Source organism: Nocardiopsis baichengensis YIM 90130, assembly GCF_000341205.1.
Taxonomy (GTDB): Bacteria; Actinomycetota; Actinomycetes; order Streptosporangiales; family Streptosporangiaceae; genus Nocardiopsis_A; species Nocardiopsis_A halophila.
In genome coordinates this window covers 136169-154767 of the sequence record NZ_ANAS01000020.1, presented here as the reverse complement: position 1 = coordinate 154767, position 18599 = coordinate 136169, and the positions used below count along the sequence as shown (strand labels likewise).

16 protein-coding genes are annotated in these 18599 nt (G+C 74.4%); 5 read left to right on the top strand and 11 right to left on the bottom strand.

Annotated elements, in window-relative coordinates; genetic code table 11:
• Window positions 1-47: 47 nt before the first annotated feature.
• From C892_RS0117425 to C892_RS0117415, 3 genes are all read right to left on the bottom strand, one after another.
• Window positions 48-326 carry a MoaD/ThiS family protein gene (locus C892_RS0117425; protein ID WP_017558225.1) on the bottom strand — a complete coding sequence of 93 codons (279 nt, stop codon included), beginning with the start codon at window positions 324-326 and terminating at the stop codon, window positions 48-50.
• Window positions 317-1432 carry a beta propeller repeat protein gene (locus C892_RS0117420; RefSeq protein ID WP_017558224.1) on the bottom strand — a complete coding sequence of 372 codons (1116 nt, stop codon included), beginning with the start codon at window positions 1430-1432 and terminating at the stop codon, window positions 317-319. The genes C892_RS0117425 and C892_RS0117420 overlap by 10 nt, the downstream gene beginning before the upstream one ends.
• A 72-nt stretch (window positions 1433-1504) precedes the next feature.
• Window positions 1505-2164: a winged helix-turn-helix transcriptional regulator gene (locus C892_RS0117415; protein ID WP_017558223.1), complete on the bottom strand. Its 660-nt coding sequence runs from the start codon at window positions 2162-2164 to the stop codon at window positions 1505-1507.
• Window positions 2165-2242: 78 nt separating this feature from the next.
• On the opposite strand from C892_RS0117415, the gene C892_RS0117410 reads away from it, so the two are divergent.
• Both C892_RS0117410 and C892_RS0117405 read left to right on the top strand, forming a co-directional pair.
• Window positions 2243-3454: a pyridoxal phosphate-dependent aminotransferase gene (locus tag C892_RS0117410; protein ID WP_017540781.1), complete on the top strand. Its 1212-nt coding sequence runs from the start codon at window positions 2243-2245 to the stop codon at window positions 3452-3454.
• A gap of 148 nt (window positions 3455-3602) precedes the next feature.
• Window positions 3603-4334, top strand: a complete 732-nt coding sequence (locus C892_RS0117405; RefSeq protein ID WP_017558222.1) for a YqeB family protein — start codon at window positions 3603-3605, stop codon at window positions 4332-4334.
• Window positions 4335-4433: 99 nt separating this feature from the next.
• Here C892_RS0117405 and C892_RS0117400 read toward each other — a convergent pair whose 3' ends face one another.
• The 4 genes from C892_RS0117400 to C892_RS0117385 all read right to left on the bottom strand — a co-directional run bounded on the left by C892_RS0117400 (window position 4434) and on the right by C892_RS0117385 (window position 9083).
• Window positions 4434-6275, bottom strand: a complete 1842-nt coding sequence (locus C892_RS0117400) for a phosphoenolpyruvate carboxykinase (GTP) (RefSeq protein ID WP_193374787.1) — start codon at window positions 6273-6275, stop codon at window positions 4434-4436.
• 173 nt (window positions 6276-6448) lie between these two features.
• Entirely contained in the window at window positions 6449-7726 is a 1278-nt protein-coding gene (locus C892_RS0117395; RefSeq protein WP_017558220.1) for a DUF1996 domain-containing protein, read from the bottom strand.
• A gap of 48 nt (window positions 7727-7774) precedes the next feature.
• Window positions 7775-8467 (bottom strand): DUF4142 domain-containing protein, encoded by a 693-nt coding sequence (locus tag C892_RS0117390; RefSeq protein ID WP_017558219.1) that lies wholly within the window; start codon window positions 8465-8467, stop codon window positions 7775-7777.
• The gene (locus C892_RS0117385) at window positions 8442-9083 is read right to left on the bottom strand and encodes a COG4315 family predicted lipoprotein (RefSeq protein ID WP_017558218.1); all 642 of its coding nucleotides are present in this window, start codon (window positions 9081-9083) and stop codon (window positions 8442-8444) included. Before C892_RS0117385 ends, C892_RS0117390 begins: the two co-directional genes overlap by 26 nt.
• A gap of 354 nt (window positions 9084-9437) precedes the next feature.
• On the opposite strand from C892_RS0117385, the gene C892_RS29125 reads away from it, so the two are divergent.
• The 3 genes from C892_RS29125 to C892_RS0117370 all read left to right on the top strand — a co-directional run bounded on the left by C892_RS29125 (window position 9438) and on the right by C892_RS0117370 (window position 12131).
• On the top strand, window positions 9438-10142 hold the full coding sequence (locus C892_RS29125; protein ID WP_051060559.1) for a ferric reductase-like transmembrane domain-containing protein: 705 nt from the start codon (window positions 9438-9440) through the stop codon (window positions 10140-10142).
• A complete protein-coding gene (locus C892_RS0117375) occupies window positions 10139-11605 on the top strand; it encodes an NADH-quinone oxidoreductase subunit NuoF family protein (protein ID WP_017558217.1) in 1467 nt (488 codons plus the stop codon). The genes C892_RS29125 and C892_RS0117375 overlap by 4 nt, the downstream gene beginning before the upstream one ends.
• Window positions 11606-11741: 136 nt before the next feature.
• Entirely contained in the window at window positions 11742-12131 is a 390-nt protein-coding gene (locus tag C892_RS0117370; RefSeq protein WP_017540787.1) for a VOC family protein, read from the top strand.
• On the opposite strand, the gene C892_RS0117365 is transcribed toward C892_RS0117370, so the two are convergent.
• The 4 genes from C892_RS0117365 to C892_RS0117350 all read right to left on the bottom strand — a co-directional run bounded on the left by C892_RS0117365 (window position 12120) and on the right by C892_RS0117350 (window position 16589).
• Window positions 12120-12713, bottom strand: a complete 594-nt coding sequence (locus C892_RS0117365; protein WP_017558216.1) for a sigma-70 family RNA polymerase sigma factor — start codon at window positions 12711-12713, stop codon at window positions 12120-12122. The genes C892_RS0117370 and C892_RS0117365 overlap by 12 nt on opposite strands.
• 114 nt (window positions 12714-12827) lie before the next feature.
• Complete coding sequence (locus C892_RS0117360) at window positions 12828-13982, bottom strand: anhydro-N-acetylmuramic acid kinase (RefSeq protein ID WP_017558215.1); 1155 nt, start codon at window positions 13980-13982, stop codon at window positions 12828-12830.
• Between the two features lie 787 nt (window positions 13983-14769).
• Window positions 14770-15555, bottom strand: a complete 786-nt coding sequence (locus C892_RS0117355) for an SDR family oxidoreductase (RefSeq protein ID WP_017558214.1) — start codon at window positions 15553-15555, stop codon at window positions 14770-14772.
• Window positions 15556-15599: 44 nt separating this feature from the next.
• Window positions 15600-16589, bottom strand: a complete 990-nt coding sequence (locus C892_RS0117350; RefSeq protein WP_026124442.1) for an NADPH:quinone oxidoreductase family protein — start codon at window positions 16587-16589, stop codon at window positions 15600-15602.
• Window positions 16590-18599: the final 2010 nt, after the last annotated feature.

Below are 18599 nucleotides of genomic sequence, written 5' to 3'. Positions count from 1 at the left end.
GGAGACGGGGTGCGCGGTCGCCCGGTGGCGGGGCCCGGCGGTCCGGGTCAGCCTCCGGCGACCGAGGGGAGGATGCGCACCTCCGCTCCGTCGGGGACCGGGGTGTCCAGGCCGGAGGCCGCGCGGCACTCGTCGTCGCCGATGAAGACGTTGACGTAGCGGCGCAGCGCCCCCTGCTCGTCGCGGACCCGGCGGTCGAGCCGGGGGTGCCGGTCGGCCAGGGAGTCCAGGACCGCGCGCAGGGTGGGGCCGCCGGGCAGGTCGACGCGCTTGGCGCCGCCGGCGTCGGACTGCAGCACCTGGGGCAGGATCACGGTCACCGCCATCGCGCCTCCACCTCCACCGCGCGCACGCACAGCACGTCCGGCAGGTGGGCGGCGACCTGGTGCCAGCGCCCGTCGGAGTCGGTGGTGGCGTACACGTCGCCCGAGCGGGTGCCGAAGTAGAAGCCCGGGTCGTCGGCGCCGTCGGTGCACGCCCCGTCGCGCAGCACGATCCCGAAGTAGGGCTCCTTGGGCAGCCCGGCGTCGTAGGCGCCCCACGACCCGCCGGCGTCCTCGGTGCGGAAGGGCCGCAGCCGGTGGTCGGGCGGGATGTGGCAGGCCTCGCTGATGACCGGGAAGTTCAGCGCGGCCCCGGGCCGGTGCGGGTGGGCGACCATGGCGAAGCCGAAGTCCGAGGGCAGCCCGTCGGCGATCGGCTCCCACCCCGATGCCGGGTCCTCGCTGCGGAACACCCCGTGGTGGTTCTGCAGGAAGAAGGCGCCGTCGGCCCCCACCGAGACCTTGTGCACGCACTGGCCGTACTCGGGGATCTCATCGGGCAGGAAGGTGGTGGTGACGCCCTTGTTGGCGGGCTCCCAGGAGGCGCCGGCGTCGCGGGTCTGGTAGACGCCGCCGGTCGACATGGCCACCGTCATCGCGCGCGGGTCCGTCCCGTCGGCGGCGACCTTGCCGGGGATGATGGTGTGGATCGCCCCGCCTCCGGCGCCGGGGAACCAGTCCTTGCGGTGCGGGTGGTCCCACAGGGGCCGCACCAGCTCGAAGTGCTCGCCGCCGTCGGTGGAGCGGAACAGCGAGTGCGGCTCGGCCCCGGCGTAGACGGTGCCGGGCTCGTCGCCGAAGGCGAACTGCCACACCCGGGTGAAGGACTCCTCGGCGTCCTCCGGCAGGGCGATGGGGCGCTCCTCGGGCTCGCTCCAGGTGGCGCCGAGGTCGTCGCTGTACCAGACGCTGGGCCCGAAGTGGGAGCTCTCCGCCCCGGCGAGGATGCGGCGGCTGTGCGGGTCGACGCCGACCGCGTACACCCCCATCATGTCGGTCCAGGACTCGGCGTCGAGCTTGAGCGGGCCGCTGACCTCCCATGCGCGCCGGTCGTCGCTGGTGGCCTTGAACAGGCCCTTCCGGGTGCCGATGAGCAGCAGATACGGCATCTCGATCCCCCTATGGTGAGTCGTAGGCCACACCTTCGCACGGGGGGACGACAAACGAGAGCCGGGTCACGCTCAAGACGGGGTAAACTCCGGCGCCGCCCGGAGGGCGCGGGCGATCGGCCCCTCGCCCTCGACCGACGCCTCGCCGCGCTCCACCGCCTCCGCCGGGGACGACACCCCCCGGGCGATGCGCACGCACGCCTCCTCGCTCAGGGAGAGCACCGCGTCGGGCCGCTCGGCGGGGCCGTCGCCGTAGCCGGCGCCTCCGCCCGCGGTCCCCGCCGGGCGCACGTGGAACACGCCGGTCTCCAGCCGCACCTCGACCGTTCCGGACGCGCCCGGGCAGGTCCGCTCCACCACGCCGAGCAGCAGCGGCGCCAGCCAGTGGGCCCGGAAGGCGTCGGTGGGCCTGCGCTCTTCGAGCTCCGGCGCGCCGAACTCGGCCAGCGCGCGCAGCACCGGCAGCAGCGCCCGGCCGCGCTCGGTCAGCTCGTACAGGCCGGCGCCGCCCCGCGGGGTGAGCGGGCGGCGCACCACCAGTCCGCCGCGCTCCATGTCGCGCAGGCGCGAGGCGAGCACGTCGGTGCTGACGCCGGGCAGGTCGGCGTGCAGGTCGGTATAGCGCCGCGGCCCCGCCTGGAGCTCGCGCGCCACGAGGAGGGTCCAGCGCTCACCGACGGCGTCGAGGGCCCGGGAGACGGCGCAGTACTGGTCGTAGCTTCGGTGCGGCATGCGCCTCAGTGTAGACAATGGGTTGGACTTTCCAAGTACTTACTTGGTAGAACCAAGCGAGAACACGGGGAGGACACCATGGAGTACAAGCAGTCGGGCAAGCTGAACAACGTCTCCTACGAGATCCGCGGGCCGGTCATCGAGCAGGCCAACGCCCTGGAGGAGGCCGGGCACAGCGTGCTGCGCCTGAACACCGGCAACCCGGCGCTCTTCGGCTTCGAGGCGCCCGAGGCCCTCGTCCAGGACATCATCGGCAACCTGCCCAACGCGCACGGCTACAGCGACGCGCGCGGCATCCTCCCCGCACGCCGGGCCGTGGTCCAGCACTACGCCGCCCGCGGCTTCCCCGAGCTCGACGTCGCCGACGTCTACCTGGGCAACGGCATCTCCGAGCTGATCCAGATGGCCGTGCAGGCGCTGCTCGACGACGGCGACGAGGTCCTCATCCCCTCCCCCGACTTCCCGCTGTGGACCGCCGTCACCTCCCTGGCCGGGGGCACCCCCGTGCACTACGCCTGCGACGAGTCCGCCGACTGGATGCCCGACCTGGACGACATGGAGTCCAAGGTCACCGACCGCACCCGGGCCGTCGTGGTGATCAACCCGAACAACCCCACCGGGGCCGTCTACCCCCGCGAGGTCGTCGAGCGCATCTGCGACATGGCCCGCCGGCACAACCTGATCGTCTTCAGCGACGAGATCTACGACAAGATCCTCTACGACGGCGTCGAGCACCACAGCCCCGCCGCGCTCGCCCCCGACGTGCTGTGCCTGACCTTCAGCGGGCTGTCCAAGGCCTACAGGGTCGCCGGGTTCCGCTCCGGCTGGCTGGCCGTCACCGGCCCGAAGAACCACGCCCGCGACTACCTGGAGGGGCTGACCACGCTGGCCGGGATGCGGCTGTGCCCCAACGTCCCGGCCCAGTACGCGGTGCAGGCCGCCCTCGGCGGCCGGCAGAGCATCGAGGACCTGGTGCTGCCCGGCGGCCGCCTGCGGGAGAGCCGCGACCGGGCCTGGGAGCGGCTGAACGAGATCCCCGGGGTCTCCTGCGTCAAGCCCAAGGGCGCCCTGTACGCCTTCCCGCGCCTGGACCCGAAGGTGCACCCGGTCGCCGACGACGAGCGGTTCGTCCTCGACCTGCTGCTCCAGGAGAAGATCCACGTGGTGCAGGGGACCGGCTTCAACTGGGCCCGCCCGGACCACTTCCGCATCCTGACCCTCCCGCACCCCGACGACATCGACGCGGCCGTCGGGCGGATCGGGCGCTTCCTGTCGGGGTACCGGCAGTAAAGGCACAGGCTGTCGGGGTACCGGCAGTAGGAGGCACAGGCGGTCCGGGTGCCGCCGGCCAGGGTCATACCAAGGGACGACGCCGGACCGCGCGTTCCATGCCGTCGACCGACGCGGGGCCGGACCGCCCGCGCCTACCGTCGAGGACATGCACGTCAACGACGCTTCCACGTCCGGCGGCGCCGCGGGGGGCGCCGCCGTGGTGGCCAACCCCGTCTGGGTCCGCCTGCTCCTGCCCGTCCTCGGCCTCGGCGCGGGGCTCCTGCTCAAGTGGGCGGCCCAGTGGATCGTCTCGCTCCCCTGGGCGCCCTTCCAGGGTCCGCTGGAGCTGCTGGAGTCGCTGCCCGAGCCCGGGGCGACCATCGGGGCGGCGGCGCTCGGAGGGATCGGCGGACTGGTCCTGGCCTACCTGGACGACCGCGACGCTCTGGTCGTCGCCGTCCGCACCGACCGGGTCGCGCTGACCCGGCGCGGGCGCACGCACGAGCACCCGCGCTCGCAGGTGGACGGGGCCTTCGTCGAGGGCAAGGGGCTGACCGGCAAGCGGCTGGTGCTGCTCGGCGGCGACGGCGGCGAGCTGGAGCGCATGCCCTGCGACCTGAGCGCCTCCCGGGTCGCCGAGGCCTTCCGGGTCAACGGCTGGCCCTGGCTGGAGTCCGACCCCTACGCCGGGGAGTTCCGGCGGTGGGTCGACGGCCTGCCGGAGCTGCCGCCCTCCGCCAACGCCCTGCTGCGGGCCCGCAGGGAGGCTCTGGAGAAGGACGACGACGGCGACGACGCCGAGGAGCTCCGGCGCGAGCTGGCCGGGCTGGGCGTCGTGGTGCGCGACGAGAAGGACCGCCAGTACTTCCGGCTCCTCCCGGACGCGTCCCGGGGCTGAGGCCGACCGGGCCCCACGGGCGGCAGGCCCCGCGCACACGCGTGCGGGGAGGCCCACCCCTGGTGGGGGCCTCCCCGCCTCCCGGACGCCGGACGGGGACTACCCCAGCCGGTCGATCAGCTCGTTGTACTCCTCCCAGAGCTCCGGCGGCAGCTGGTCGCCGAAGGTCTTGAAGAACTCGGGGACCAGGCCGGCCTCCTGGCGCCAGGTGTCCCGCTCCACCGTGAGCAGGAACTTCAGGTCCTCCGCGGACAGGTCCAGGCCCTCGGTGTCGATCGCGTCCTCGGTCGGCAGGTTGCCGATCGGGGTGGCCTGCGCCTCGGCCCTGCCCTCCAGGCGCTCCACGATCCACTTGATCACGCGGGAGTTCTCACCGAACCCGGGCCACACGATGCGCCCGTCGGCGTCCTTGCGGAACCAGTTGACGTAGAAGATCCGCGGCAGCTTCTCGGCGTCGGTGGCGCGGCCGATCTCCAGCCAGTGGGCGAAGTAGTCGCCCATGTTGTAGCCGCAGAAGGGCAGCATCGCGAAGGGGTCGCGGCGCAGCTCGCCCACGGTGCCCTCGGCGGCGGCGGTCTTCTCCGAGGAGACGTTGGCGCCCATGAACACGCCGTGCTGCCAGTCGAAGGCCTCGTTCACCAGCGGGACGGCGGTGGCGCGGCGGCCGCCGAACAGGATCGCCGAGATCGGCACGCCCTGCGGGTCCTCCCACTCGGGGGCGATGGTGGGGGCCTGCCCGGCCGGGGTGGTGAAGCGCGCGTTGGGGTGGGCGGCGGGCTCGCCGGACTCCGGGGTCCACGGCCGGCCCTTCCAGTCGGTGAGCTTCTCGGGGGCCTCGTCGGTCAGGCCCTCCCACCACACGTCGCCGTCCTCGGTGAGGGCGACGTTGGTGAAGATGCTGTTGCCCCACAGGGTGCGCACCGCGTTGGCGTTGGTCGTCTCGCCGGTGCCCGGGGCGACGCCGAAGAACCCGGCCTCGGGGTTGATCGCCCGCAGGCGGCCCTCGTCGTCGAAGCGCATCCAGGCGATGTCGTCGCCGACGGTCTCGACCTTCCACCCGGGGATGGTGGGCTCCAGCATGGCCAGGTTGGTCTTGCCGCAGGCGCTGGGGAAGGCGGCGGCGATGTACTTGGGGTCGCCGTCGGGCGGGGTGACCTTCAGGATGAGCATGTGCTCGGCCATCCAGCCCTCGTCGCGCGCCATGACCGAGGCGATGCGCAGCGCGTAGCACTTCTTGCCGAGCAGGGCGTTGCCGCCGTAGCCCGACCCGTAGGACCAGATCTCCCGGGTCTCCGGGAAGTGCGAGATGTACTTGGTGGGGTTGCAGGGCCAGGCGACGTCGTCCTGCCCGGGCTCCAGGGGCGCGCCCACGGAGTGCACCGCCTTGACGAAGGAGCCCCGCTCCTCGATCAGGCGCAGGGCTGCCTCGCCCATGCGCGCCATGATGCGCATGGAGACCACGACGTAGGGCGAGTCGGTGATCTCCACGCCGAGCTGGGAGATGCTCCCCCCGAGCGGGCCCATGCAGAACGGGACCACGTACATGGTGCGTCCGCGCATGCAGCCGTCGAACACGTCGGCGAAGGTCGCGCGCATCTCGTCCGGCGCGATCCAGTTGTTGGTGGGGCCGGCGTCCTGCTCGCGCTCTGAGCAGATGAAGGTCCGGTCCTCCACGCGCGCGACGTCGCTGGGGTCGGAGCGGCAGTAGAAGCTGTCGGGGCGCAATTCCGGATTGAGCCGAACGAAGGTGCCCTTCTCGACGAGTAGACCAGTCAAGCGCTCCCATTCGGCATCCGAGCCGTCGCACCAAACGATCTCATCGGGCTTCGTCAGCTCGGCAATCTCGTCAACCCAGGTGATCAGCTCTTTATGGCTGGTGGGCGCGGTATGGCTGGTGGACTCGGTGGACACGGCACCCGTGGCGGGAACGGTCTCAGACACAGCGGCTCCTTCTCGTCGTCTGGTCCGCATCATCGACGACGAGTGCCTTCACCGGCCAGTTGGTCTGGACAACAGGTTTAGACCGGTGGTCTATTTCTCGCCGTTGCCCCACGATAGAGCCCTGCGGACCGGGTGTCGCCCACCCGGTCCGCAGGGCGTGTCCCGGTCCGGGCTCAGCAGTCCCGACCGCTGTTGATGCAGGTCACCGCCTCATCCATGAGGTCATCGGGCATGACGTTGATGAAGTCGGAGTGATCCGTCACAGCCTGGTGGGCCTCTTCGGGGAAACCGTCCACGGCGAACGAGGGCCCCTCGGGCACCTGGTAGACCAGCGTCTGCCGCAGCTGGGGGACGGGTCGCGTGCCCTCGGGGCATGCGCCGGACGCCGGGTCGGGGAAGACGATGTGCGAGCGGTTGTCCTCGCTCTCGATGGCGCGCCCGTCCCAGCAACTCGGGAAGTCCATGATCCTCGTCACATCGCTGCCGTCGGGGCACAGCGGGTACCGCTCGGTGGAGATCCGGTCCTCGAACCCGGTGCAGGTCCATTGGGCGTTGGCGTTCTCCCCGCTGGTCGCGGCGCGCGCGTTGCCCGTGATGGCCTGCAGGAAGCGCGGCATGGCCACGACGTCGTCGACCGCGTTCCCCCGGAACTCGATGTCCACGCTCACGGGGGTGAGGATGCGGCCGAAGTTGCCGTCGGCGCCGCCGCCCGGGGCGTCGGCGTCCGCCCCCTCCCGGGTGAGGTCGCGCAGCACCGGCCAGTAGTGCAGGGAGCGGTCGCCCCCGGCACAGCTGGTGCCGCCCTGGGCGAGGATCGCGTTGTTGGCGGCGACGTCCTCGGTGAACCGGTCGATGTCCTGGTTGCCGACGTAGTCGTGGGTGTGCTGGGCGCCGTTGGGGACGCCCGGGGCCACGATCACGTTCTCGGAGTTGAACAGTCCGTTCTCGTTGCGGCCGCACTCGGCGCGGAAGGTGCCGTCGGCGCCTCCGGACGCACCCGGCGGCGGAGCGGGGTCGGCCGGGGGGACGTCGCGGATGTCGACGAAGTCGTCGGGGCCGGGTGGCGCCCCGGGGACGCCGTCGCCGTCCGGATCGGCCGGATCGGCCGGATCGGCCGGATCGGCCGGATCGGCCGGATCGGCCGGATCGGCCGGGTCCGGCGCATCTCCGCCGGCGCCGTCCTGTCCTCCGCGGCCCTGGCCGTCGCCGTCGCGGCGGTCCCGGTCGTCTCCTCCTCGGCCGTGACCGCCGTACCCGCCGTCGCCGTGCGACTGCCCGCCGACCGTCGTGGCCGCGGGCGCGACGACGTAGGGGGCGGTGAAGACGGCGGCCGCGGTGGCCGCGCCTGCGAGCACGACGAGCAGCACGGGCAGGGCACGCGGGCGGGCGCTTCGCCGGCTCGCGCGTTTTCGCCGGTGGCCGGGGTCGGGCATGCGGGGGTCGTTGTTCATCGGTCAGACCTTCCGTCGTGTGGGGGTGTGACGGTCGCGCGGCGGGGGTCAGCCCCTGCGGCGCTCGGGCGGCGGCGGCTCGGGGAGCCGCTCGAAATCCACCAGCCCGGTGCCCTCCAGCAGCGTGATGTGCTTGAGCACCATGAACATGGCGTGCTGGACGAAGGAGCGCACCAGGTCGTTGCGGGTGCCGGCGCGGACCTCGGCCAGCACCTGGATCACCTCTCCGTGGGCGTAGCGCAGCCGGTTGACCGCGGCGCGGTCGTAGGCGTCGCCGGAGAGTCCGGCGAGTTCGTCCATCCAGTCCTGCTGCTGCCCGGTGGGCATGGTCGGCAGCTCCACGTCGAGCTTGCGGGCGACGTCGCGGACCTGCTCGTCCATGCGGATGTGGTCGTCGGCCAGGGTGCCGCCGACCTCGCGGACGCGGTCGCTGCGGGCGCGCTCCTCGGCCTGCTGGCCGGTGGGGATCTCCCACAGGTTGGCCTGGCGGACCTTGGCGAGGGCGCTGCGGTCGGCCGGGCCGAGCGGGCCGTAGTCGGTCATCTCCCACTCGCGCCAGAAGACGCCGGTGGCGGTCATGGCCCCGTGCGGGACCACCATGAACACCGTGAGGGTGGAGATGATCAGGAAGACGGCCACCCCGGCGAACTCGACGGCGCCGAGCGAGGAGAGCGACCGGATCCTGAAGCGGCGGCGCCCGCGGCCCCCGGAGGGGTCAGTACCCGTATCCGCCGTCGCCATCGCCGGCCCCGTCGTCGTAGCCGCCCTCCGGTGCGTCGTAGCCGCCGTCCGACGAGGGGGCCTCGGCGGGGGACTCCTCGGCCGGGGCGCCCTCGCCGCCGCCCCCGCCGCCGGCCTCCGCGGCCTTGCCGCCGCCGGGGGCCACGGCGTACCAGAGGCCGCCCGCGCCCTCGCCGTTGACGTCGCCGGGCTCCACGTCGCCCGCGTACCGGTACAGCGGCCACCCGTCCAGGGTGAGCTGGGCATCGCCGTCGTCCCGTTCGACACTGCCGACCAGGTCGGCGTCGATGCCCTCGGGCGGGGCGCCCCCCTCGTCCAGCGCCGGCGGCCACTGCCGGGCGCAGTCCCCGGCGCAGGTGGCGGTCGGCGGATCGGAGACGTCCTGGGTGTACATGTAGAGCGTGTAGCCGTCCGCGTCGGCCACCACGTCGCCGACGCCGGTGCCTTCCCGCACGGCCAGCGACGTGTCCGGGGACGCCTCCTCCGTCCCGTCCCCGCCCTCGTCCGCGGGGGCCGCGTCGTACTCGGGGACCTCGTCCGGGCCGCCGCATCCTGCCGCGAGCACCGCCGCGGCCGCGCCGACCAGGACCAGGCTGAGACTTCCGGGTGCTTCCACGTTCCTCCTCCGTCCGGTTCCTCGGTCATTCCCTGTTCAGTTGCCGACCCGTTTCACGGGCGTTATCGCTTAGAGATACGCACACAGGCCGCCCCCGGTTCACCTCCCGGGCAAATTTCTTGAATCTCCCCACGTGCGCCACACGCGTGCTATGTTCTGCCACCAACCCACGCCAGACGGAGGCACATAATGCCCGAACGAACCGTCTTGCAATCCGTCAAACAGGTTCTGACCTCGATCGATATCCCCCTCAAGACCCGACGGCGGCCATTGGTCGCCCATGGATTCCTCCTAATCGGACTAGTTATAGCGAACACCATCGTGGCCCTTGCCGCGCCGCGCCAATTGGATTTCATGCGCGCGTTCCAGGATTTCCTGTGGGCGATGTCGGGGGTGCTGGCCCTGCTCGGCCTGACCGCCGCGACCGTCTGCGGGCTGCTCGCCACCGACCGGATCGTGCTCCAGGTGCGGCACCGGGTGGCGCTGCAGGCGGTGCACCGGTCCGTGGCGGTGGCCGCGGTGGGGTTCCTCATCGCCCACGTGACCCTGCAGGTGGCGTTCGGCCGGGCCGCCGTCCACCACGCGGTGCTGCCGTTCGGCGCCGACGCGGCGGTGGCCTTCGGCGCGCTCTCCACCGACCTGCTGCTGGCGATCGTCGCCACCGGCCTGCTCCGGCGGCGGTTCGCCGGCGGGGGCCGGCCCCGGGTGTGGCGGGCCGTGCACGTGAGCGCCTACCTGTGCTGGCCGCTGGCGATCGTGCACGGGCTCACCGCCGGGCGCGAACCCCCCGGCCTCGTGGTGGCGGGCTACGGGCTGTGCCTGGCCGCGGTCGGGCTGGCCCTGGCCGCCCGGCTGCTGGTGGCCGCCGGGCCGGACCCGGGGCGCTCCGACGCCGAGCGGCGGGTGCGGGTGGTCCGCTCCGGCGGGGACGACGGGGACGACGTGTGGAGGCGGCCGCGGGGGCGGGCGCGCCCCCGGCGCCCGGACGGGGCGGAGGACGGCGACGGCCTGGCCGAGGACCTGGAGTTCTGGGCCACCATCCGCGAGGGGCGCCGGTGAGCGCCCCGGCCGCGGTCCGCACGCTGGGCCCGGCCCGGCTCACCGCCGGGCTGGAGGACGGGGCCCGCCTGGCCCTGGCCGCCCACCGCGCCCTGCACCCCGAACCGCCCCGGCTGCGCGCCGACGACCTGGTGGCCCTGGCCGGCCTGGGCGACCTGCGCGGGCGCGGCGGGGCGCACTTCCCCCTCGCCCGCAAGCTCGCCGCGGTGCTGCGGGCGGTCGCCCGGCGCGGCGGCCGCACCCGGGTGGTGGTCAACGCCGCCGAGGGCGAGCCGGGCAGCCTGAAGGACCGCACGCTGCTGGCGCTGGCCCCGCACCTGGTGCTGGACGGCGCGGAGCTGGCCGCGTCCGCGCTGGACGCGCCCGAGGTGGTGGTGGGCACCGCCGGCGAGGGCGCCGCCGAGCGGTCATTGCTGGACGCGATCGCCGAGCGCGGGCCGGGGCCGGCGGTCCGGGTGGTGCGCCTGCCCGAGCGCTTCCTGTCGGGGGAGGGCGGCGCGCTGGTCCGCGGCATCAACGGGCGCACCCCCATCCCGCCGGGGGTGAAGGGCCGGGCCAGCGACGCGGGCGTGGACGGGCTGCCCACGCTGCTGTCCAACGCCGAGACCTTCGCCCAGCTGGCGGTGCTGGCCGCCCTGGGGGCGGACCGGTTCGGCGTGGTCGGGGCCCCCGGGGAGCCGGGGACGCTGCTGCTGACGGTGGGCGGAGCCGCCGGGGCGCCCGCGGTCGTGGAGGCACCGCTGGGCACCCCGCTGGGCGAGGTGCTCCAGGCCTGCGGGGCCGGAGCGGGGCGGGGGGTGCTCGTGGGCGGGTACCACGGGGCATGGCTGGCGCCCCGGGACGCCGCCGGGACCGAGCTCTCGCGCGCGGGCCTGGAACGGCGGGGCGGCGCGCTCGGGGCCGGGATCGTGCTGCCCCTCGGCCCCGACGCCTGCCCGCTCGCCGAGACCGCGCGGGTGCTGCGCTACCTGGCCGAGGAGAACGCCCGCCAGTGCGGGCCGTGCGTGCGGGGGCTGCCCAGGCTGGCCCGCGCCTTCACCGACCTGGCCGAGGGCGAGGGGACGCCCGAGGCGGTCGCGGAGGCCGCGGCCGTGGGGGCGGGCCGGGGGGCGTGCGCGCACCCCGACGGCGCGGCGCGGCTGGCGGTGTCGGCGCTGGGGGCCTTCCGCGACGACATCGCGGTGCACGCCGTCACCGGATCGTGCCGGCCGGGGGCGCACGGGGTGCTGCCGCTTCCCGGGGGAACGGCGGCGCAGGCGCGGCTGGCGGTGGACTGGTCGCGGTGCGACGCCCACGGGCTGTGCGCCCACCTGGCGCCCGGACTGATCCGGCTGGACCGGCACGGCTACCCGGAGTCCCCGGAGATCACCGTCCCCGACCGCTTCGAGGCCGAGGCCGCCAAGGCGGCCGACATGTGCCCGGCCCTGGCCCTGCGCCTCTCGCCCCCTGGCAGCACCCGGTGAGCGCACCGGGGGGCTTCCAAGAGCCTCGGTGCCGAGGTTTTCCGTGGTTCCGTGGTCGCGGGCGGGGGTGTGGTGTCCGGTCCCCGGTCCCCGGCGGGGCCGCGCGTATTGTCCGAAGGGTCCTTAGGCTCGGGGGATGAACCTGGATCTGGTCTCCCTCATCGTCGAGGACTACGACCCGGCCATCGCCTTCTTCGTCGACACCCTCGGCTTCGAGCTCGTCGAGGACTCCCCGGCGCTGACCAGCGTCGGGCGGCGCCCCAAGAGGTGGGTGGTGGTCCGCCCGCCGGGGGCCGCGACCGGGCTGCTCCTGGCCCGGGCCGACGGGCCGGAGCAGACCGCCGCCATCGGCGACCAGGCCGCCGGGCGCGTCGGCTTCTTCCTTCGCGCGGACGACTTCGACCGCGACTACGCGCGCCTGGTCGAGGCCGGGGTCCGCTTCGTCTCCGAGCCGCGCACCGAGCCCTACGGTCGTGTGGCGGTCTTCCTCGACATCTCCGGGAACCGCTGGGACCTACTCGGCTGACGGGGACTCCGCAGGGTCCGGCGCATCGCTCCCCTGGTCGGCGACCGCCTCGCGCAGCGCGCGCAGGCCGTAGTGCAGCCGGGACTTCACGGTGCCCGGCGGGATCCCCAGCTCCTCGGCGACCTCCCCCACCGACAGGTCCCGCAGGTAGGTCAGGACCAGCACCTCGCGGTGGTGGTCGGCCAAGGCGGGCAGCGCCTGCGCGAGCACCAGGGCCGACAGGGTCGGCTCGGAGGCGTCCGGCACCACCGGGTCCTCCCCCCGGTCGGCCTCGACCTCGACCGGGCGGGTGCCGCGCTGGCGGCGGTCGTCGATGACGATCCGCCGGGCCACCGTCATCATCCACGCCCACAGCTCGCCGCGCTCGCGGCTCAGGTACTCGGCACGGCGCCAGGCGCGGAGCGCGGCCTCCTGGAACACGTCCTCGGCCCACTGCTCGTCGCCGCCGGTCAGCAGGCGCACGTTCCTCAGCAGAGGGGCGCGGAACTCCCGGTACAGCAGGGCGACGAGCTCGTCGTCCCGCCCGCCGAACGCCGGTCCGTCCGCGCCCGCCCTGCCCCCGGGTCCGGCGGATCCGCGCACAGGGACATGGTCACCGATGAACCATGATCAGGTACACCGATCGGGCGAATCCCCACCACTGGTCCGAAATACCGCGCAGGCCGGCGCCGCGCGCACAGGTTCCGGACACCGGGTTCAGCCGTCGATCCGCAGCCGCGCGGGGAGTTCGGCCCAAGGGTGCGGGCGGCCGACCCGGCCCGACAGGACCGGGTGCGCCGCCCCGGTGCACGCGGGGACCGTGGACGGGATCCCGTGCCAGGTCAGGAACCCCAGGAGCGCGAAGAGGCAGGCCTCCTTGGCGTCCGGGTCCACGCCCAGCGCCTCCGACCCGCGCACCGGGACGGGCGCCAGCGCAGCGCGCAGGGCCCGCATCAGGGCCGGGTTGCGCACCCCGCCTCCGGACACCAGCACCTCGCCCACCCCGTGTGCCTTGCAGGCGTCGGCGACGGTGACGGCGGTCAGGTCGGTCAGCGTGGCGAACACGTCGTCCCACGAGGCGTCGGTCCCGACGAGCGCGCGCTCCAGGTAGGCGGTGCTGAACAGCTCCTTGCCGGTGGTCTTCGGGGCGGCGCGGGCGTAGTAGGGCTCGTCGAGGAGGCGCTCCAGAAGGTCGGGGGCCACCTGCCCGCGCAGCGCGCGCTCGCCGTCGGCGTCCATCCGCTCCTCACCGGGCGCCAGTTCGGCCGCCGCGTCGAGGAGCGCGTTGCCGGGGCCGGTGTCGAAGGCCACCGGCGGGGTCCCGGGCCCGACCACGGTCAGGTTGGCGATCCCTCCGATGTTCAGGGCCGCGGCGGGCTCCTGGCGGCCGGAGAGCCAGAGCACGTCGAAGAGGGAGGCGAGCGGCGCCCCCTGGCCGCCGGCGGCGATGTCGGCGGCGCGCACGTCGGAGACCACGGGAAGCCCGGTGGCCTCGGTGATCCAGGCGGGCTGGCCGAGCTGGAGCGACCCGCGCACCCGGCCGTCCTCGACCCAGTGGTAGAGCGTCTGGCCGTGGGAGACCGCCAGGTCGGCGGAGCCGCCCGGGCAGAGCCGGTCCACCGCCTCGCGGGCGGCCTCGGCGAACGCGCGCCCGATGCCGGTGTCGATCCGGCACACCTGCTCCAGGGTGGTGGCGGCGGGCGGGAGCGCGGCCAGCACCTCGGCGCGCAGGCCCGGCGGATAGGGGGTGGTCAGGTGGCCGAGCGGCCGCAGGCGGACCTCGCCCGCCTCCAGCCGGAGGTCGGCCGCGGCGGCGTCGATGCCGTCCACCGAGGTTCCTGAGGACAGTCCGATCACGATCACGGGCACCACCTCCGGGGACCGTCCTTCCCCGTGCCGGGCGTCCGACGCACGGGGGGGTCGGGTCCGAAGGGCGGAATGCCTGCGGGGGCGAGGCGACGGCCGGGGGCGGCCTGTTCTCATCCCCCATTGCCCCGGCGCCTCAGGTGTGGTGGTCCGGTACGTTCTCCGGATCCTGTTGTGGGAGTGGAGTCTGCCCCCATGCTCAATGAGCCCCTCGCCGCGCCCACCGCGCCGTGACGGACCGATGGACCTGCCGCCGACCGCGTTTCCGGCCTTCCGGGACACCACGCTTAGGGCGTCCCGGGGCCCTCCTGAGCGGACGGCGTCCGCTGGAGTGGTGGAACTTTCGGCCGCGTCCTTGTGAGCGGTGCGACCGCTGCACCTCGATCGGCGACCCCGCCCCCGGTGCGTCCCCTCTTCGCCGTTGATCTCGGGGAAGTCGGGGTAATACTCGCCGGTATTACCCCGACTTCCCCGAGATCAACAAGGGTGTCGGTGCGGGCGGCAGGCAGCGCCCCCGGGGGCGGCCGGGGCCCGGAGAGCTCCACCACCCCAGCGGAGGTGCCCCCTGAACGGCGTCGACATTACGGACCAGGCACGTGCAGGCCAGGGTCTTCGGGCCGGTCCGGCCCACTCCCACCAGCCGGAGCACGGTGTCCCTTCACCCTTCGGCGTTCTGGCGCTTTCGGCGGCGGCAGGAACACCGGGCCGGGGGCACCACCGCCGCGTCCGCAGCCGCTGCAGCGAGACCCCCTCAACGCTCCGAGCGTGGTCGGCCGCCCGTCCTCACGCCCGCTTACGCGCCCTTGAGCTTGGCCCAGGCCTTGCGCATGCCCTTCAGCCAGCGGTCCCGGTCCTGCGCGCGGCGGCGCTCGAACTCGGCTGCCTCGGGGTGCGGCAGGATCAGGAAGCGCCCGTCGCGCAGCGCCGCGGCGACGCAATCGGCGACCTCCTCCGGCTCCAGGTACTGCCCGCCCAGGCGGGTGGAGGCCGATGAGCCGTCGCCCGCGGTCATGGCGGTGTTGACGCCCTGCGGGCACAGGCACGAGACCCCGATGCCCTCGTCTCCGTGGCGGATGGCCAGCCACTCGGCGAGCGCCACCGCGCCGTGCTTGGTGACGGTGTAGGGGGCGGTGTCGAGGTTGGTCAGCAGCCCGGCCGCCGAGGCGGTGACCAGGAAGTGGCCGCCGCGCCCGGCCATCCGCGGGAAGAGCGCGCGGGCCGCGTAGACGTGCGCCATCACGTGCACCCGCCAGGACAGGTCCCAGTCGGCGTCGTCGCCCAGCCCCTCGCCCGCTCCGACGCCCGCGTTGGAGCACCACAGGTCGACGGGGCCGACGCCGTCCCAGATCCTCTTGACGGCGGCGGCGACGGCTCCCTCGTCGGCGACGTCGAACGCCTCCCAGGACGCGCGGGGGCCGAGCTCCTCGGCGGTGGCGCGGGCGCGGTCGCCGTCCCGGTCGGCGACGACGACCCGGGCCGCGCCGTCGGCGAGCAGCCGTTCGGCCACGGCGCGGCCGATGCCTCCGGCGGCGCCGGTGACGACCGCGATGGTTCCGGGGACGGAGAAGGTTCCGGGCACGGGGACTCCTCGGAGTGGGGGCGGGGCGGGGACGGCGGTCGGGGTCAGGCGGAGGGGGCGAACACCAGGCGGCCCACGGTCGCGCCGTCGGCCAGCCGCTGCACGCCGGCGGCCAGCCCGTCGAACCCGACCCGCTCGCTCACCAGCGGCTTGACCAGGCCCTTGCCGGCGAGTTCGGTGAGGTGGTCGTGCGCCTGGGGGATGAGCTCGGGGGCGCGGCGCTGGTACAGGCCCCAGTGCAGGCCCAGCAGCGAGTAGTTCTTGATCAGCACGTGGTTGAGCGCCTGTTCGGGGATGGTCCCGGAGGCGAACCCGATGATCACGATCCGCCCCTCGAAGGCGATGCACTTGGTGGAGCGGGCGAAGGAGTCGCCGCCGACCGGGTCGAAGACGACGTCGGCGCCGCGCCCGGCGGTCTCGGCCTTGACGACCTCGACGAAGTCCTGCGAGCGGCGGTCGACCACGACGTCGGCGCCGAGCTCGGCGGCCACCCGGGCCTTGTCCGGCCCGCCGACCACGCCGATGACCCGCGCCCCGGCGGCCTTGGCCAGCTGCACGGCGGCACTGCCCACGCCGCCGGCGGCGGCGTGCACCAGCACGGTCTCGCCGGGCTGCAGGGCCGCACGGCGGTGGAGGGCGAACCAGCCGGTCTGGTAGCCGATGAACAGCGAGGCGGCCTCGTCGTCGGTGAGGGCGTCGGGGGCGGGGAAGACCGCGTCGGCGGGCATCAGGGCGTACTCGGCGAAGGCCCCGTCGGGGAGGGAGGCGGTGCCGAGCACGCGCGTGCCCTCGGCGGGGGCGGACGCGCCGGGCCCGGCCTGGACCACCTCGCCGCACAGCTCGACGCCCGGGGTGAAGGGGGGATCGGGCTTGATCTGGTAGGTGCCGCGGCACAGTAGCGCGTCGGGGAAGTTCACCGCGGCGGAGCGCACCCGGACCAGGACCTGGCCTTCCCCGGGCTCCGGACGGTCGACCTCCTCCACCCGCAGGACGTCCTTCGGCTCGCCGGGGCCGTGCACGCGCAACGACTTCACTTCCGCCTCCACCTCATGGGGATACCAACCGGTCGGTAATCGTCGTCGGCCAGTGAACCGCGCACAGGCACCCCCGTCAAGGGGCGGACGCGGGTGCAGCGACCTCCTCGCATCCGGACGGCTCGATGGCGGCGCCGCGCCGGAGGCTCGGCCGGACGGATCCACCCCCGCACACATTCACGGCGGCCGACGGGTCCGCACATGGCCAGGGCAGTGAGCAGCGACGACAGGGCCGGGCGGTTCCCCGGGGCCGCCGGTCGGCCGCCGGGCCCCTCGCGGTCCGGCAACAGCAGCGGCAACGACGGAACGGCAGGTACCCCGCTCACGGCTGCCAGCCGGGCGGCAGGGCCCCGGCGGTACCGGCGATGAGCGGCGACGACGGCGGAGCTGGTGCCCCGCTCATGGACCCCGGCCGGGCGCCGGCCCGCTGGGGTGCCAGGGAGATGGCGGCAACGACGAAGCGCCGCGGGTCCCCGGGGCCGCCGGTCGGCCGCCGGGCCACTCGCGGTCCGGCAACAGCAGCGGCAACGACAGGACAGCAGGCCCCCCGCTCACGCCTGCCGGCCGGGTGCCGGGCCGCCGGGGCGAAAGGGGCGAAGGCGGCGACGACGAAGCGGGTCGTGTCCGCTGGAGTGGTGGAACCTTCGGCCGCGTCCTTCTGAGAGGTGCGAGCGCTGCGGCGCGATCGGCGAGTTCGCCCCGGGATGCGCGCCCCCTCCTTCTTGCCGTTGATCTCGGGGAAGTCGGGGTAATACTCGCCGGTATTACCCCGACTTGCCCGAGATCAACAAGGGTGTCGATGCGGGGGGCAGGCAGCGCCCCTCGGGGGGCTGGCCGGGGCCCGGAGGGTTCCACCGGGCCGGCGGACACGACCGCGGGCGGTCGGGTGCCAGGCAGAGGGCGGCGACGACGAGGAGGCCGGGCGGCTCCCCGGCCCTGCCGGTCGAGCGCCGGGCGACCTGCCGCCCTGGAGGGGCTCTTCTTTTTCGCATTCCGCACATACCGGGCGCGCCAGGCGGCAGTCGGGCATCGAGAGTGGTGGTAGCGCCACGCAATTGCACATTGCGTGGCGCTACCACCACTCTCGATGGAGAACACCTCCTTCCGGGCCGATCTCCGACGGGCACGGCCGGCCGGGCGTCCCGTCTGTCCGGATCGGAAGGGGGGTGCGGGCCCCGCGCGCACTCGGAGCGGCCCCGCAGGCCGGGCGGGTGTGCGGTGGTGGCCAGACCAGAACGGGATTCGGTACCCGGCGCCCCTCCTGTCGGCACACCAGACCCGTTTACAGCGCCTCCGGTCACCCCGGGTAAGCAAGAGGGGGTCAACGCCGGCGCGAGGACCGGCGCGGGCGGGCACCCCGCCCCTCCTGCGCCGCCCCGGCCTCCCCGACGCGCGGACGAACAGGGGCGATACGGACACCGTGGCACCGAATCCCGTTCTGGTCTGGCCGGGATCGCGCCCGGAGGCCGCCGTGGGGCGTCGATCGGTGCGCTCCCGCCCGCCCCGCCTCCGTGACGGTGTGTATTAGCCCAGGTCGGATGGGGTCCTTGGTCGGAGGGGTGCCCGGCTCGGGCCGGGCGGGTGCGCCGCGGGTGCGGGCGGGCGGCGCCAGGCCCGAGCGCGCCCCCGGCCCGGACCGCGGGAGGCCCGGCGGCCGACCGGCAACACCGGGGAACCGCCCCGCCGCTTCGTCGCCGCCCTCTGCCTGGCACTCCGACCGCCCGCCGCCGGGCGAGCAGCCGCGAGCGGGGAACCTGCCGTTCCGTCGTTGCCGCTGCTGTTGCCGGACCGCGAGGGGTCCGGCGGCCGACAAGCAACCCTGGGGAACCGCCCGGTCTTCTCGTCGTCGCTGCATCTCCCTGGCTCCGCGGCGGCCCGGCGCCCGGTCGGGGTCCATGAGCGGGGCACCAGCTCCGCCGTCGCTGCCCTTCCCCTGCGCCGAAGGGCCCCGCCACCCGGCAAGCAGCCCGGAGCGGGGCACCTGCCGTCCCGTTGCCGCCATCTCCCCGG

What these genes read in the sequence shown, in the direction of transcription:
- C892_RS0117425 (WP_017558225.1), bottom strand. Translation starts at nt 326, where the DNA reads ATGGCGGTGACCGTGATCCTGCCCCAGGTGCTGCAGTCCGACGCCGGC.
- C892_RS0117420 (WP_017558224.1), bottom strand. Translation starts at nt 1,432, where the DNA reads ATGCCGTATCTGCTGCTCATCGGCACCCGGAAGGGCCTGTTCAAGGCC.
- C892_RS0117415 (WP_017558223.1), bottom strand. Translation starts at nt 2,164, where the DNA reads ATGCCGCACCGAAGCTACGACCAGTACTGCGCCGTCTCCCGGGCCCTC.
- C892_RS0117410 (WP_017540781.1), top strand. Translation starts at nt 2,243, where the DNA reads ATGGAGTACAAGCAGTCGGGCAAGCTGAACAACGTCTCCTACGAGATC.
- C892_RS0117405 (WP_017558222.1), top strand. Translation starts at nt 3,603, where the DNA reads ATGCACGTCAACGACGCTTCCACGTCCGGCGGCGCCGCGGGGGGCGCC.
- C892_RS0117395 (WP_017558220.1), bottom strand. Translation starts at nt 7,726, where the DNA reads ATGAACAACGACCCCCGCATGCCCGACCCCGGCCACCGGCGAAAACGC.
- C892_RS0117390 (WP_017558219.1), bottom strand. Translation starts at nt 8,467, where the DNA reads ATGGCGACGGCGGATACGGGTACTGACCCCTCCGGGGGCCGCGGGCGC.
- C892_RS29125 (WP_051060559.1), top strand. Translation starts at nt 9,438, where the DNA reads ATGCGCGCGTTCCAGGATTTCCTGTGGGCGATGTCGGGGGTGCTGGCC.
- C892_RS0117370 (WP_017540787.1), top strand. Translation starts at nt 11,742, where the DNA reads ATGAACCTGGATCTGGTCTCCCTCATCGTCGAGGACTACGACCCGGCC.